Genomic DNA, 15,435 nt, shown 5'->3' with positions numbered 1-15,435 from the left:
CATCGTGATTTTAACCGCCATCAGGCCTTGGCGAAGGCGAGCAGGTCGGCGTTGAGCTGGTCCTTGTGCGTGTCGGTGATGCCGTGCGGTGCGCCGGCATAGACCTTGAGCTCCGCATGCGGCACCAGCGTCTTCGAGGCTCTCGCCGCCGCATCGATCGGCACGATCTGGTCGTCGTCGCCATGGATGATCAGCGTCGGCACATCGAACTTCTTCAGGTCCTCGGTAAAGTCGGTCTGCGAGAAGGCGACGATCGAGTCATAGGTATTCTTGTGGCCGGCCATCATGCCCTGCAGCCAGAAACTGTCGATCATGCCTTGAGAGGCGACAGCCCCCGGCCGGTTGAAGCCGAAGAACGGACCGGACGCGATGTCGCGGTAGAGCTTCGAGCGATCCTTGAGACTTGCCGCCTGCAGGCCGTCAAACACCTCCTTCGGCCGACCACCAGGATTTTTGTCGGTCTTGACCATCAGCGGCGGCACCGCCGAAATCAGGCCGGCCTTGGCGACCCGGCTCGTACCATGGCGGCCGATATAGCGGCTGATCTCGCCGCCGCCGGTCGAAAACCCGGCGAGGAAGATGCCCTTCAGATCGAGCGCGTTGATCAGGTCCGCGAGATCGTCGGCATAGTGATCCATGTCGTTGCCGTCCCAGGGCTGCGACGAGCGGCCATGGCCACGGCGGTCATGGGTGACGACGCGGAAGCCGTTGGCGGCAAGGTGAAAGGCCTGCGCTTCCCAGCTGTCCGACGACAGTGGCCAACCGTGACTGAGCACGACGACCGGGCCATCCTTCGGACCCCAGTCCTTGTAATAGATCTCGACGCCATCGCGGGTGATGATGCGGCTGCCCATGGTGTTTGCTCCCTTCGTGCCGGACGCATCGGCGGTTGATGCGGTGTTGGATGCGGCCTTGGCCGGCGTGTTGATGCCATTGACCGCGGCTGCCGTGGCGGCAGCGCCAAAGGCGGCCGAGAGAACGCTGCGGCGGGAGATGCTGTTGGCTTCGGTCTTGCTGATTGCCTTGCTCATGGAACGCTCCTTCTTCCCCGCGGTCGTGCCGCGCTACAGTTAAGTTTCTAGCGATTAAATCGCGCACGATTTATATACGTTTATATCGCCATCGATTAGATCGTGCACAACATTTATATTGCGACCGCACCACTGTCAATGCCTTGCGATTATATCGTGAACGATTTATTTTGAACGCATGACAGGAGAAAGCGATGACTGACACCAACTCCAAGAACGACGAGGCGATGCTGGCGCTCGACAGCTTCCTCTGTTTTGCGGTCTATTCTGCAAACCACGCCTTCACGCGCATCTACAAGCCGCTGCTGGAGGAACTTGATCTCACCTACCCGCAATATCTGGTGATGGTGCTGTTGTGGGAGAAAGACGACCAGACGGTCGGCAGCCTCGGTGAACGGCTCTTCCTGGAATCGAGCACTTTGACGCCGATGCTGAAGCGCCTGGAGGCCGCCGGCTACATCGCCCGTGTGCGCGACAAGGCGGACGAGCGGCAGGTCCGGGTGCAATTGACCGACATGGGCAAGGCCTTGCGGCAAAAGGCAGTGGAAGTGCCGCGCGGTCTCACCGAAGCGACCAAGCTCGGCGCCGACGATCTCGAGCGACTGCGCGCAGAGGTCTCCTCACTCAGAGACACGCTGCTGAAATAGCCGACCGCTGCGCCGACACCTCACTAAAAAGAAAAGCCCGGCGATCGCTCGCCGGGCCCCAACCAGTCAGACACAAGGTCCGAAATCAGAACTACTCGTTCTGGAAGTAGTTGTACTTGCCGTCGTCACCCTTCTTCCAGGTGTACATGACGTAGTCCGGACGCGTGATGTCGCCCTTTTCGTCATAGCCGAGTTCGCCGATTGCGGTCTTGAACGGACCCTTTGCCTTGATGGCTTCGGCAACTGCCTGCGGGTCGTTGCCGCCGGAAGCCTTGGCAGCTTCGGCGATGACCTGGAGAGCGGCGTAGGCGTAGAGCGTGTAGGCTTCCGGTTCGAAGCCGGCAGCGCGGAACTTCTCGACGAGGTCCTTGGCAGCCGGGTTCTTGCGCGGATCGGGAGCGAACGTCATCAGCGTGCCGTCAACGGCGTCGCCGGCGATCGAAGCCAGTTCGTTCGAAACGATACCATCGCCCGACATCAGGGTAGCTTTGAGGCCCTGGTCCTTCATCTGGCGCATGATCAGGCCGGCTTCGGTGTGCAGACCGCCGTAGTAAACGATCGAAACGCCAGCTTCCTTCATCTTGGCAATGAGCGCCGAGAAGTCCTTGTCGCCGGTGTTGATGCCTTCATAGAGGGCTTCGGTGAGGCCGGCTTCGTTCATCGACTTCTTGGTTTCGTCGGCAAGGCCCTGACCATAGGGGGTCTTGTCGTGAATGACGGCGATCTTCGCGTCCTTGAAGTTTGCGGCGAGGTAGGCACCGGCAACTGCACCCTGCTGGTCGTCACGGCCGCAGGTACGGAACGTGTTCCAGAGACCGCGCTCGGTGAACTGCGGGTTGGTGGAGGCCGGCGTTACCTGCAGGATGCCGTTTTCGGCGTAAACTTCAGAAGCCGGGATGGACACGCCCGAGTTGAAGTGACCGACAACGAACTTCACACCGTCAGCAACGAACTTGTTGGCGACCGAAACGCCCTGCTTGGCGTCCGAAACGTCGTCGCCGAGCACAACCTTGATCTGTTCCCCATTGATACCGCCGGCAGCGTTGATGTCAGCGGCGGCCTGCTCTGCACCTTTCTGGAGCTGTGCACCGAAAGCGGCGTTCGGGCCAGTCAGCGGGCCGGCGACACCAACGAGAATATCAGCCCAGGCGCTGCCGCTGAAGGCAACCATAGCCGTCAGCGCGACCGCCGACAGAAGAGACTTTTTCATCTTGTTACTCCCAATTATTCGAGCGGGTCTCGTTACCAACCTGCGCAATGCCCACCATAGTTGCGCCGGTGTTTCTTTCGCACCGGCCGCGGCGGCCGGCGCGCGCTGTTCCCTTTATTTGGCTTTCCAGGAGAAAGGCGAAGCCTTCTCATAGAGCCAATAGTAGTTATTGGTCATTTGCTTGGTCCGGTAGTATCGGAAACCTGCGGTAGCAAACAACAAAAGCACGATCGTGTCCACGATATAGTAGTGCAGGCTGAACATCGTGCCCTCGAACAGAGCGTGATGGACGAACCGGATGCCAACCCCCAGCAACGCCACGTAGAGAAGGAGGCGCGGAAGCTCCTCCCAGCCTTCGGCGACGCTCTTGCCGGTGCGCCAGGCCGTCCAGCCGCCAAGGACGCAGCTTATGAACAGAAACTGCCAGACCGACGCTTCTTCGTAGAGAATTCCCTGCATGTCACTTGCTCCAGATGCGGCCCGTCAATGACGGCCGCCTTCGAGATAGGCCGCGCGCACTTCCGGATTGGCGAGCAGTTCCTTGCCGGAACCGCTCATCGTCACCCGGCCGTTGACCATCACGTAGCCGCGGTCGGAAAGCTTGAGCGCGCCGAAGGCGTTCTGTTCCACGAGGAAGACGGTCAGGCCTTCCTCCTTGTTGAGTTTCTTGATCGCTTCGAAGATGCCCTTGACGATCAGCGGCGCAAGACCGAGCGACGGCTCGTCGAGAAGCAACAACTTCGGACGGGCCATCAGCGCGCGGCCGATCGACAGCATTTGCTGCTCACCGCCCGAAAGCGTGCCGCCGCGCTGCGCCTGGCGCTCCTTCAGGCGCGGGAAAAGCGCGAACACCTTTTCCACGTCCTGGTCAAAGTGCTTCAGGTTGTCGAGGCTGGCGCCCATCTGCAGGTTTTCAAACACCGTCATGCGCGGGAAGATGCGTCGACCCTCGGGCGACTGCGCGATGCGCAGCCGGGCGATCTCGTGCGTCGGCATGCGGGTGATGTCCTGGCCTTCGAAGAAGACCGAACCGGTACGCGCCTGCGGGCTGCCGCAGATGGTCATCATCAGCGTCGACTTGCCGGCACCGTTGGCACCGATCAGGCAGACGATTTCACCGCGGTGAACTTCGACATCGACCCCGCTGAGCGCGCGGATGTTGCCGTAGTAGGTCTCGACGGCTTTGACTTGGAGAAGAGGCGCCGTCATCAGTTGGTGCCCCCCTGCCCGCCTTCGATTTCCTCGATTTGTTCGATCACCTCTTCAACCTCTTCATCCTCGACACCCAGATAGGCCGCAATGACCCTCGGATCGTTCTTCACGAAATCCGGGGTGCCGTCGGAAATCTTCTGTCCGTACTCCAGGACCACCACGTGGTCGGAGATCTCCATGACCACGGACATGTCGTGTTCGATCAGCAGGATCGACGTGCCGGTATCGGCGCGAATGCTTTTCAGCAGTTCGTTGAGCGCCAGAGACTCGCGCGGATTGAGACCGGCGGCCGGCTCGTCCAGGCAAAGCAGTTCCGGACCCGTGCACATGGCGCGGGCAATCTCGAGACGGCGCTGGGCGCCGTAGGAGAGGTCACCGGCCGGATCGTCCGCACGGTCGATCAGCGACGCCTTTTCCAGCCAGTGCTTGGCAAGGTCGATCGCCTCGCGCGATGCCTGGCGGTAGGCCGGGAAACCGAGCAGGCCGAGGAACGTGTAGCCGGATGCCTGCATCAGCTTGTTGTGCTGCGCGACGAGCAGGTTTTCGAGCACCGTCAGACCGGAGAACATCCGGATATTCTGGAAGGTACGCGCCACCTTGGCGAGCTTGGTGATCTCGAAGTCCGGCAGACGTTCCAGCAGGTATTCCTTGCCGGCCTTCTGCTTCATCGTGATCATGCCCATCGTCGGCTTGTAGAAGCCGGTGATGCAGTTGAACACCGTTGTCTTGCCCGCTCCGTTCGGGCCGATCAGCGCGGTGATGTCACCGCGATAGGCTTCGAAGGAGAAGTCGTTGATGGCCATGAGACCGCCGAAGCGCATCGACAGGTGCTCAACCTTGAGAATGGGGTCTTTTGTCATTGTCGTCGTCTCGCGGGCCATCAACCGTGCCCTTCCTTGGTGAAGCTGCCGGAGACTGCCTTGCGTTCATGCAAGAAGGCTGTCGGTTCGCGTGATCCGACGAAGCCGCGCGGCTTCCAGACCATGACGACGACCATGGCCAGGCCAAAGATCAGCATACGGTAGAGTTCAGGTGTGAAGTCCGGTCCGAAGACCATCTTCAGGAAGGAGAGTTCACGCAGGATTTCGGTGCCGCCGATCATCACGGCCGCAGCGACAGCGATGCCGGTGAGCGAGCCCATGCCGCCGAGAACCACGATCGCGAGAATGACCGCAGATTCCAGGAAGACGAAAGATTCAGGCGATACGAAGCCCTGGCGCACGGCGAAGAACGAGCCGGCGATACCGCCGAACATGGCGCCCGTCGCAAAGGCGGTAAGCTTGGTCGTCACGGTGTTGATGCCGAGCGAGCGGCAGGCGATCTCGTCCTCGCGCAGCGCTTCCCAGGCGCGGCCGATCGGCATGCGACGCAGCCGGATCGTCACGTAAGCCGTGAGCAAGGCAAGCGCCAGGATCAGATAGAACAAGAAGATTTTGTAATAGGCCGAGGACATCGGCAGGCCCATCATCGCGGCAAAGCCATCCTTCGAGGCATCGAACTTGATGCCGAACAGCGTTGCCTTGGCGATGCCGGAGACGCCGAAGGTACCCTTCGTCACTTCCGTCCAGTTGATCAGCACCAATCGGATGATTTCACCGAAGGCGAGCGTGACGATCGCCAGATAGTCGCCGCGCAGACGCAGAACCGGGAAGCCGAGGATCATGCCCCAGAAGGCGGCAAGGATGCCGGCGACCGGAAGAAGAACCCAGAACGACAGCCCGAAATAGGTCGACAGCAGGGCGTAGGAATAGGCCCCGACCGCGTAGAAGGCGACATAACCCAGGTCCAGCAGGCCGGCGAGGCCGACGACGATGTTCAGCCCCCAGGCCAGCATCACGTAGATCAGGATCTGGATGCCGAAATTGTCGACCCACTTGAGCGAGCCCTGGATGCCGAAGATCGCGACGACGAGCGGCGGATAGACGAGCAGGAACGCGATCGCGAGCTTGGAGAAGTGGCGGGTGAAGAAGGTCTCCTCCTTCACCGCATCCTCGGCTTCGGCCTTGGCGGCCTTGCGCCGAGCCATAGCCGGTTGGACATAGGCGACCATCAGGAAGCGGCCGACGGCAGCGACGATCACGAAGATCGCCAGCAGGCCCCAGCGCTGGTTGAGGATCAGCTCGTTGCGGATGTTCTGGTCGGATTTGAGACCGACGAACAGCACGAAAAGACCGAGCGAAATCAGGCCCGCGAAGACAGCCTCGCGCAGGGCCCGCGCCGTCACGTCAGTGCCGGCGCTTGCAGTCGTAGAAGCAATGTTTGCCATGGAATTATACCTTCTCGACTTCCGGTCGTCCGAGAATGCCAGACGGCTTGAAGATCAGGACGATTGCGAGAATGGAGAAGGTCGCGACGTCCTTGTAGTCGATGGTGAAATAGGCTGACCAGAGGGACTCGATGAGCCCGATCAACAGTCCGCCGAGAACGGCGCCCGGCAGCGATCCGATGCCGCCGAGAACGGCCGCGGTGAACGCTTTGACGCCAGGCACGAAACCGTCGGTGAAGACGACGACGCCATAATACATCAGATACATCGTGCCGGCGACGGCAGCGAGTGCTGCACCCATGATGAAGGTCACCGAGATGGTGCGGTCGACGTCAACACCGAGCAGCGCCGCCATCTTGCGGTCCTGTTCGGTCGCGCGCTGGGCGCGGCCGAGCGGCGTCTTGTTGACGATGTACCAGAAGATCGAAAGCAGAGCCGCCGTGATGACGATGATGATGATCTGCTTCAGCGAGATGGTGATGCCGAAGACCTCGTAGACCGAGGAGACCAGCGGCGGGATCGGCTTGTTGCGCGGACCCTGCGTCACCTGGATGAAGTTCGACAGCGCAATCGACATGCCGATTGCGGTGATCAGCGGCGCAAGCCGGAACGAACCGCGCAGCGGCCGATAGGCCACCTTCTCGATCGTCCAGTTCCAGAGACCTGCGGTCAACATGCCGACGACCATCATCAGCAGGAGAGCAAGTACAACCGGGACGCCCCCGATAAATGTTGTGAGAATAAGAAAGACAATCAAAGCAGCAAAGCCGCCGAGCATGAAAATATCGCCGTGGGCGAAGTTGATCATGCCAATGATGCCGTAGACCATGGTATAACCAATAGCGATCATACCATAAATAGACCCAAGAGTCAGCCCGTTGACGAGCTGCTGGACGAAATACTCCATCAATCTTCCCCTGGACCAGATCCATAACGGTCCGGTCTCTTGTTTTTTGAGCTCATTGTTGAGCGCTGTGTTTGCTCGATTCCATACCTCTTTCAAACGAAAAGGAAAGCTAAAAAACGCGACTTCATCAAAAACTTCCTCGATAAAATCGATTTGACGCTTTTACAGCCAGAAAAATCAAAATTTCCGCAGCTTTCGCCCGCGAAATCATCAACTTTAGTCGTAAAAGCGTCGGGTATTCTATGAAGCTTCGACGCTCGATTTCGGTTCGCACTCCACCCCGATTGCTCAGGCGCGCATACGCTGACCGTTCGAATCGAACAGCGGATGCGGCTGAAGACGGGCCGGCAGGATCTCCCCCAGGAGTTCGATCGACCAGCCATCGCTGCGGTCGGCGATTTCCTTCGGCACGTAGCCCATGGCGACCGAAACGCCACTTGCATGCGCATAGCCGCCCGATGTCACCCAGCCACGCACGACGCCATCGAGGTAGATCGGCTCGTCGCCGATGACATCAGCGTCCTTCGCCTCGAGCAGGAAGGTTCTCAGACGTAGCGCGCCACCATCCGCCTTCTCCTTCACGGCCGCCGCCTTGCCGATGAAATCGGCATCCTTGCCAGTCGCGACAAACCGTCCAAGCCCGGCTTCGACCGGGCCATAGAGCGGACGATACTCGCGCGCCCAGCTGCCGAAGGATTTCTCGACGCGCAGTGCATTCAGAGCCCTTAAGCCGAACAGACGGATGTCGGACGTGGCGCCCTTCTCCATCAGCAACTCGAAGAGATAGCGCTGGTACTCCGGCTTCATCCAGATCTCGTAGCCGAGATCGCCCGTATAGCTGACCCGGCCGACGATCGCAGGCGCCATACCGAGGTCCATGCGGCGGATATCCATGAACGGGAACGCCGCATCGGAGACGTCGAGATGGGTAAGGCTCGCGAGCACATCGCGGGCCTTTGGCCCGGCGATCGACAGGCCGACCAGCTCCAGCTTCAACGCCTTGAGCGAAACCGCACCGTCCGCAGGCAGATGCGCCTCGAACCAGCGCATGTGGTAGTCCTCGGCGATGCCGGAGCCGACGAGCAGGAAATCCCCCTCGCCGAGCTTGGCAAGGGTGAAGTCGCCGATCAGCTTGCCGTCCTCCTTCAGCATCGGTGCCAATGTCATGCGCCCCACCTCAGGGATGCGGCAGGCCAGCATGCGGTCGAGCCAGGCTTCAGCGCCTTTGCCGGTGATCGCATATTTGGCAAAGCCCGATGTCTCCATCAGGCCGACGCCTTCGCGCACGGCCCGGGCCTCCGCGCCCACGGTCTCGAAGTCGGTCGAGCGCCGCCAGGAGAAGGCGTCCTTGACGCCTTCGGGTGCAAACCACAGCGGCGTTTCAAGCCCGTAGGACGCGCCGAAGACGGCGCCGGCCGCCTTCAGCCGGTCGTAGATCGGCGTCGTCAGCAGCGGCCTTGCCGCCGGCAGCTCCTCGTTCGGATAACGGATCGAGAAGCGACGCGAGTAGTTCTCGCGCACCTTGGCATTGGTATAGGCAAGCGTGGCGAAATCGCCGTAGCGCGAAACGTCCATGGCAAAGACGTCGAAGCCGGGGTCGCCATGGATCATCCAGTTGGCGAGCGCCAGCCCGACGCCGCCGCCCTGGCTGAAGCCGGCCATGACGGCGCAGGCTGACCAGAAGTTCCTCAAGCCTCGCACCGGGCCGACCAGCGGGTTTCCGTCCGGCGAGAAGGTGAAGGGGCCGTTGATGATTTTCCTGATGCCGGCCTTGTTGAAGGCCGGGAAATGCCGGAAGCCCACTTCGAGCTCCGGCGAAATGCGGTCGATATCCTCGGCCAGCAGCTCATGGCCGAAATCCCAGGGCGTCGAGATCGGCGACCAGGGGCGGCACGCCTTTTCATAGGTGCCCATCAGCATGCCGTTTCGCTCCTGGCGGAGATAAATCTCGCCGTCGAAATCGACGCAGTGCATCAGCTCCTTGCCGCGCGTCTGGTTGAACTCGATGACCTCGGGCATGTCCTCGGTGATGAGATACATGTGCTCCATCGCAAGCACCGGCAGTTCCAGGCCCACCATGCGCCCCACCTCCCGGGCCCAGAGGCCGGCGGCGTTGACGACGTGTTCGGCGATGATCTCGCCCTGGTTGGTGATCACCCGCCAGGAACCGTCTTCCCGCTGCACCAGATCCTCGACCTTGGTGTGCAGGTAGATCTCCGCACCGTTCCTCTTCGCCGATTTGGCATAGGCGTGCGTCGTGCCATAGGGATCGAGGTGCCCCTCGACCGGATCGAACACCGCGCCGACGAACTGGTCGGGATCGAGCAGCGGCATCAGGTCGTGCGCTTCCTTGGGCGTCAAAAGCTCCGCTTCGAGCCCCATGTAGCGGCCCTTGGCAAGGATGGACTTCATCCAGTCGAAGCGTTCCTTGGTGGCGGCGAGCATCATGCCCGAGGTCATGTGCAGGCCGACATCCTGGCCGGAATATTCCTCGATCTCCTTGTAGAGCTCGACCGTATATTTCTGCAGCTTGGCGACGTTGGGGTCGCCGTTGATCGTGTGCATGCCGCCGGCCGCATGCCAGGTGGAGCCGGAAGTAAGTTCCGATCGCTCGAGCAGCACGGCATCGGTCCAGCCGAATTTCGTCAGGTGATAGAGCACCGAACACCCGACGACACCGCCTCCGATAACGACGACCTTGGCATGGCTTTTCATGCGTACACTCCGTCTCCCCATGCTCCTGCCGGAGACATGGCCAAATTGTCAGGAAGAAACTCAGGCACGGCGACCGCTTGCTTCAGGCACAGAAGCGCAAGCGGCTGACGATGAAAGCCTAGTCAGAAAGACGGCGCCGATAAAGACACGGCTGCGAAGGACGCTTGTCCATTTCCGCCGTTTGCTGGCGGATGGGCGACCCGTTTGCGGCATTTCATGCCGCATTTGATTGCGGCCTCTTGAAGGGGCCGGTTCAGTCCGAGAAGGCGGCGGTAAGATCGAAGGCCCGCCCCATCTTCATCAGGTCTTCGAACAGCGATTCCGCGTAGCTCCGCGGCACGATCAGCTCGAACGTGTCCTCGTCCGTCCGGGCGAGATTGACCGGGATGTGACCGCAAAGCGCATTGGCGCTGCCGCCAACCGTGAAGGCTGCGGCATGAAGGTCGAGGCCGATACCTTTGGCGAGGATGCTGCGCACGTTCGGGCCGGCGATCCGGAAGACGACGCGCCCGTCGCTTTGGTCGACGACATAGGCACTGCCGTCGCAAAGCGCTTCGAGCCGACGTACAAGCCCGCTCGGCGCTTCCACCTCGGAGACGACAAGCCACTCCCCCGGGCCCAAGAATCGCATGGACAAGTCGGACTGTGCGGCAATCGCCTGACGCACGGTCTCCTCGCGGCCGGCGCGTGCGAGAACCGTTGCCATCGTGCGCCAATGCCCGACCATCAGGTGGTCTGCCGCCGGCGACGTCGGCGCCGAGCGCAGTTTCTGCTCCAGTGCGTGGCGGTTGTTGTAGTCGCGAACCATCACCGCCTCCTCAGGCCTTCAGCTTTGCATTTTGCGGATCGACAAAGACCGGGTCGCAGACTTCGGCGACGATCTCCTGATCGCGCAGCTTGTCGAACACGACGACCTTCTCGCCATAGCGTTCGCGCCCGGATTTCAGGAAGGCGAGCGCGATGGCGTGGCCCATGACCGGCGAGAAACCGGCCGAGCTCACCCAACCCTGGTCGTTCAGCGTCGAGGGCTTTGTCCCTTCCTTCAGAAGATGCGCTCCAGCCCGCATGTCCTTGTCGGCGTCGACGGGTTTCAGGCCGACGAGCTGCATGCGATCCGCCGCCGTCAGCCCGTAGCGGGTCGACAGGCGCTTTCCGATGAAGTCGGTCTTCTGCATCGAGAGCATACGGCCGAGCCCCGCATCATCAGGCGTCACGCGTCCGTCGAATTCGGCATGCGTCAGCAGACCCTTTTCGAGCCGCAGGACATTCAAGGCTTCGACGCCATAGGCACAGATTTCATGCGGCCGGCCAGCCTCCATGATCTGGTCGGCCACCGCCTCGCCATAGCCTGCCGGCACCGCCAGTTCGAAAGCCAGCTCCCCGGAGAAGGAAATGCGGAAGAGCCGCGCCGACACGCCGCTTTTCAGGGCGATCTTGCGGGCGGACAGGAACGGAAACGCGCCGTCGGAAATGTCGCCATCGACGATCTGCTGCAGCACCGCGCGCGCCTTTGGACCGGCGATCGCCATCTGCGCCCATTGGTCGGTCGACGAGGTGAAGCGGACTTCGAGTTCCGGCCAGAGCGCCTGGGCGCAATATTCCATATGCGCCATGACGGGACCGGCCATCGCCGTCGTCGTGGTGACGAAGAAATGCTCCTCGTCGAAGCGGCTGACGGTGCCGTCGTCGAAGACGAAACCGTCTTCGCGCAGCATCAGGCCGTAACGCGCCTTGCCGATCGGCAGCTTCAGGACCGGGTTGCAATAAAGCCGGTTAAGAAACTCCGCAGCGTCGGGACCGAAGACCTCGATCTTGCCGAGGGTCGAGACGTCGCAGAGGCCCACATTGGCCCGCACATTCAAGACTTCGCGATCGACGCTGTCGCGCCAGGTCTTCTCGCCGGCGCGCGGGAACCAGGCGGACCGGTGCCAGAGCCCCGCCTCGACGAAGGTCGCGCCGTTTTTCATCGCCCAGCCGTGCAGCGGCGACTTGCGCGCCGGTGCCGCATGTTCGTCGCGCGCCGTGCCGGCAAGCGCACCGAAGGAGACAGGCGTGTAGAACGGCCTGAAAGTGGTTGTGCCGACCTCGGCCGGGCTGACGCCGCGCATGCCGGCGAGAATGCCGACGGCATTGATGTTGGAAAGCTTGCCCTGGTCGGTCGCCATGCCGCTGGTCGTGTAGCGCTTGGCGTGCTCCACGTGGCCGAACCCTTCGCGCAGCGCCAGGCCGAGATCCCCAGCATGCACGTCGTTCTGGAAATCGACAAAGGCCTTCGACTTGGCGCCCGGCACGTACCAGAGCGCTGCGAAGGAGGCCGCTTCCTCGCCATCGACGACGGGTCCTGCGGCCGAACTGGCGCTGAAGCCGAGGTCGGCGGCAATCGCCGCGGCCTTCTCCGCACCATCGAACAGGCAGCCGGCGAGCGTATAGATGCCGTTGGCCGCACCCACGGGACGCAGGCTGCGGCCGACGTCAGGCGCGACAAAGGCCTTCAGCTCCTCCGACCAGACCGGTCTTGCGCCGCGCTGGCAGGCCAGATGCACAATCGGGCTCCAGCCGCCGGACATGCCCAGCGCATCGCAGGCGATCAGTTCCTCGTAGCCGGAGCGTTCGACGACGACGCCCTTGAGACGTTGCCGGCCCTTGGTGTCGACGATCGAGGCCGAGCGGATGACCCTGATGCCGTCGGGCGCCTGATCGGCTGCCTCAGCGCGGGCATCGACGATCGCCGTGATCGCGACGCCCTTGGCCGCAAGCGTCCGTGCTGTCCGGTAACCGGCGCTGCCGCTGGTAAAGATCGCGACTTGTTTGCCGGCGGCGACGCCGTAGCGCTCGGCATAGGTGGTCATGGCGCCCGCCATCATCACACCCGGGCGATCGTTGCCGCCGAACACCAGCGGCCGTTCCTCGGCACCGGTTGCCATCAGCGCGCGCTTGGCAACGATGCGCCAGACGCGCTCGCTCACAAGCTTCGACGATGGTTCGGCGACGTGTTTCTGCACGCGCTCGACCGCGCCGAAGACGTTGTCGTCGTACCAGCCGAAGACCGTGGTGCGCGAAAGCAGCGTGACGTTGGGCAGCGATTGCAGTTCGGCGACGATGCGGTCGGCAAAGACCGATGCCGGCGCGCCGTCGATGGTTTCGCTGGCGGAGAGCAACGAACCGCCGAGCCGGAAATCTTCATCGGCGACGATGACCCGGAGGCCGGCGCGGCCGGCGGTCAACGCCGCCATCAGGCCGGCTGGACCGGCACCGACGATCAGCAGGTCGCAGAACGCCCAGGACTTCTCGTAGCTCTCGGGATCGCGCTCCAGCACCGCCCGGCCGAGGCCCGCAGCGCGGCGGATGAAGGGTTCGTAGACCCGTTCCCAGGCCTGCTTCGGCCACATGAAGGTCTTGTAGTAGAAGCCGGCGCCGAGGAACGGCGAAAGCACGCCGTTGACGGCCCCGACATCGAAGCCGAGCGACGGCCAGCGGTTCTGGCTTTTGGCAGTCAGCCCACCATAGAGCTCGGCAACGGTCGCCTTGGTATTGGCATCGGTGCGCGCACCAGAGCCGAGAGTGACGAGCGCATTGGGCTCGGAAGGCCCGGCGCTGACGATGCCGCGCGGCCGATGATACTTGAAGCTTCGACCGACAAGCAGCTGGTCGTTGGCAAGAAGTGCGGAGGCCAGCGTGTCGCCGGCAAATCCACGCAGCGGCCGACCGTCGAAGGTGAAGCTAAGCGTCTTGCTGCGATCGACGATGCCGCCGGAGGAAAAACGATAGCCGGTCATCGCGCCGCCCTCCGCGCAAACTCGGCCGCGTCGACGACGGAATAGACCTCGTGGGTCTCCGTATCGCGCTCGACTACCAGGAAGCGGCGACAGCCGGCGATGTGATGCCAATGCTCCAATGTGCGCCCACGCGGGTTGGCGCGCACATAGACGTAATCGTGCCAGGCCTCGTCCGAATCCATCGGCTCGGGACGCCCGCGCGAGGCGTCGCCGCGGATCGCGAATTCTTCCTTCGGTCGGACCCCGCAATGCGGGCAGGTAATCAGGCTTGCCATCGTCTTCCGTGTCCTGAAGCCGCGCTCCGGCTTCCTGTTCATTCCATACGGGCCAGCGGGCCGCGTGCTGTCAGTGAAGGTTGGGCTGCGGGCCGGCGCCGGCCTCGTCGACGGCATAGCCGCGGGCGAACCGGTCGAGCCTCAAGGCACGCGCCACCGGATGGGTGTCGTTCTTGGCGATCAGGTGGGCGAAGCAGTAGCCGGAAGCCGGCGTTGCCTTGAAGCCACCGTAGCACCAGCCGCAGTTCAGGTAGAGATTGTCGATCGAGGTGCGGTCGATGATCGGCGAGCCGTCCATGCTCATGTCCATGACACCGCCCCAGGCGCGCAGCACCCTCACGCGCGACAGGCCGGGGATCATCGTCACCCCCTCCTCCATCACGTGCTCGGCCGTCGCCAGATTGCCGCGCTGGGCATAGGACGAGTAGCCGTCGATCTCGGCGCCAAAGACGAGCCCGCCCTTGTCCGACTGCGAGATGTAGAAGTGGCCGCCGCCATAGACGATCACGTGATCGATACAGGGCTTCAGCCCCTCGGTCACGAAGGCCTGCAAGACATGGCTTTCGAGCGGCAGCTTCAGATCGGCCATCTCGCCGACGCGCGAGGTGTTGCCGGCGGCCGCCAGCGCCAGCTTGCCGCAGCCGATGAAGCCCTTGGTGGTTTCGACACCGGTGACGACACCGTTTTCGCGACGAATGCCAGTCACTTCGCAATGCTCGATGATGTCGACACCATGCTGGTCGGCGCCGCGGGCATAGCCCCAGGCAACGGCATCATGCCGCGCCGTGCCGGCACGCCGCTGCAGCAGGCCACCGAGGATCGGATAGCGGGCGTGATCGTAGTTGAGGAAGGGGATCGTCTTCTTCAGCTGCTCGCGCTCGATGAGTTCCGCCGCCACGCCTTCCATCCACATGGCGTTGCCGCGCCTGACATAGGCGTCGCGCTGGGCGTCGCTGTGATAGAGCATGATGACGCCGCGTTGCGACAGCATCACATTGTAGTTGAGATCCTGCTCCAGCCCTTCCCAGAGCTTCATCGAGAATTCGTAGAACGGCTCGTTGCCGGGCAGCATGTAGTTGGAACGCACGATCGTGGTGTTGCGGCCGACATTGCCGGAACCGAGGTAGCCCTTCTCCAGCACCGCGACGTTCTTCACGCCGAATTCCTTGGCGAGGTAATAGGCGGTCGAAAGACCGTGCCCGCCGCCGCCGACGATGATCACGTCATAGTGGGATTTCGGCTGCGGCTGGCGCCAATGCGGTTTCCAGTTCAGGTTTCCGGAAAGGGCGTTCCTGACAAGCGAGAAGGCGGAATAACGCATGAAAGCATCCAGTTCAGTTGCGCCGGCACATTTGCACAGCCGCAAGGCGGAAGCAAAGACGCAAAGCCTCTCGCA

13 protein-coding genes are annotated in these 15,435 nt (G+C 62.2%); 1 reads left to right on the top strand and 12 read right to left on the bottom strand.

What is annotated here, in order from left to right:
- Window positions 1-20: 20 nt before the first annotated feature.
- Window positions 21-854: an alpha/beta fold hydrolase gene (locus JVX98_RS26595; RefSeq protein WP_371826581.1), complete on the bottom strand. Its 834-nt coding sequence runs from the start codon at window positions 852-854 to the stop codon at window positions 21-23.
- 371 nt (window positions 855-1,225) lie between these two features.
- On the opposite strand from JVX98_RS26595, the gene JVX98_RS26590 reads away from it, so the two are divergent.
- Entirely contained in the window at window positions 1,226-1,678 is a 453-nt protein-coding gene (locus tag JVX98_RS26590) for a MarR family winged helix-turn-helix transcriptional regulator (protein ID WP_043626778.1), read from the top strand.
- Window positions 1,679-1,769: 91 nt separating this feature from the next.
- Here the strand turns inward: JVX98_RS26590 and JVX98_RS26585 are convergent, their stop codons facing one another.
- From JVX98_RS26585 to JVX98_RS26535, 11 genes are all read right to left on the bottom strand, one after another.
- On the bottom strand, window positions 1,770-2,888 hold the full coding sequence (locus JVX98_RS26585) for a branched-chain amino acid ABC transporter substrate-binding protein (RefSeq protein ID WP_043626781.1): 1,119 nt from the start codon (window positions 2,886-2,888) through the stop codon (window positions 1,770-1,772).
- Between the two features lie 114 nt (window positions 2,889-3,002).
- Window positions 3,003-3,347 carry a DUF6867 family protein gene (locus tag JVX98_RS26580; RefSeq protein WP_192447077.1) on the bottom strand — a complete coding sequence of 115 codons (345 nt, stop codon included), beginning with the start codon at window positions 3,345-3,347 and terminating at the stop codon, window positions 3,003-3,005.
- A gap of 24 nt (window positions 3,348-3,371) precedes the next feature.
- The gene (locus tag JVX98_RS26575) at window positions 3,372-4,097 is read right to left on the bottom strand and encodes an ABC transporter ATP-binding protein (protein ID WP_043626786.1); all 726 of its coding nucleotides are present in this window, start codon (window positions 4,095-4,097) and stop codon (window positions 3,372-3,374) included.
- A complete protein-coding gene (locus JVX98_RS26570) occupies window positions 4,097-4,981 on the bottom strand; it encodes an ABC transporter ATP-binding protein (protein WP_043626789.1) in 885 nt (294 codons plus the stop codon). The genes JVX98_RS26575 and JVX98_RS26570 overlap by 1 nt, the downstream gene beginning before the upstream one ends.
- Complete coding sequence (gene livM / locus JVX98_RS26565; protein WP_205237999.1) at window positions 4,981-6,366, bottom strand: high-affinity branched-chain amino acid ABC transporter permease LivM; 1,386 nt, start codon at window positions 6,364-6,366, stop codon at window positions 4,981-4,983. The genes JVX98_RS26570 and livM overlap by 1 nt, the downstream gene beginning before the upstream one ends.
- 4 nt (window positions 6,367-6,370) lie before the next feature.
- On the bottom strand, window positions 6,371-7,273 hold the full coding sequence (locus JVX98_RS26560) for a branched-chain amino acid ABC transporter permease (protein ID WP_043611301.1): 903 nt from the start codon (window positions 7,271-7,273) through the stop codon (window positions 6,371-6,373).
- Window positions 7,274-7,561: 288 nt separating this feature from the next.
- The gene (locus tag JVX98_RS26555; protein WP_205237998.1) at window positions 7,562-9,988 is read right to left on the bottom strand and encodes an FAD-dependent oxidoreductase; all 2,427 of its coding nucleotides are present in this window, start codon (window positions 9,986-9,988) and stop codon (window positions 7,562-7,564) included.
- A gap of 253 nt (window positions 9,989-10,241) precedes the next feature.
- On the bottom strand, window positions 10,242-10,796 hold the full coding sequence (locus JVX98_RS26550; RefSeq protein ID WP_205237997.1) for a sarcosine oxidase subunit gamma: 555 nt from the start codon (window positions 10,794-10,796) through the stop codon (window positions 10,242-10,244).
- Between the two features lie 10 nt (window positions 10,797-10,806).
- On the bottom strand, window positions 10,807-13,764 hold the full coding sequence (locus JVX98_RS26545) for a sarcosine oxidase subunit alpha family protein (RefSeq protein WP_205237996.1): 2,958 nt from the start codon (window positions 13,762-13,764) through the stop codon (window positions 10,807-10,809).
- Window positions 13,761-14,039 (bottom strand): sarcosine oxidase subunit delta, encoded by a 279-nt coding sequence (locus tag JVX98_RS26540; RefSeq protein ID WP_205237995.1) that lies wholly within the window; start codon window positions 14,037-14,039, stop codon window positions 13,761-13,763. The genes JVX98_RS26545 and JVX98_RS26540 overlap by 4 nt, the downstream gene beginning before the upstream one ends.
- A 70-nt stretch (window positions 14,040-14,109) precedes the next feature.
- Window positions 14,110-15,360 (bottom strand): sarcosine oxidase subunit beta family protein, encoded by a 1,251-nt coding sequence (locus tag JVX98_RS26535; protein WP_205237994.1) that lies wholly within the window; start codon window positions 15,358-15,360, stop codon window positions 14,110-14,112.
- Window positions 15,361-15,435: the final 75 nt, after the last annotated feature.

Source organism: Ensifer sp. PDNC004 (assembly GCF_016919405.1).
GTDB lineage: Bacteria > Pseudomonadota > Alphaproteobacteria > Rhizobiales > Rhizobiaceae > Ensifer.
Note: the sequence above shows the minus strand (reverse complement) of the source record. Positions and strands in the feature narration are given on the sequence as shown.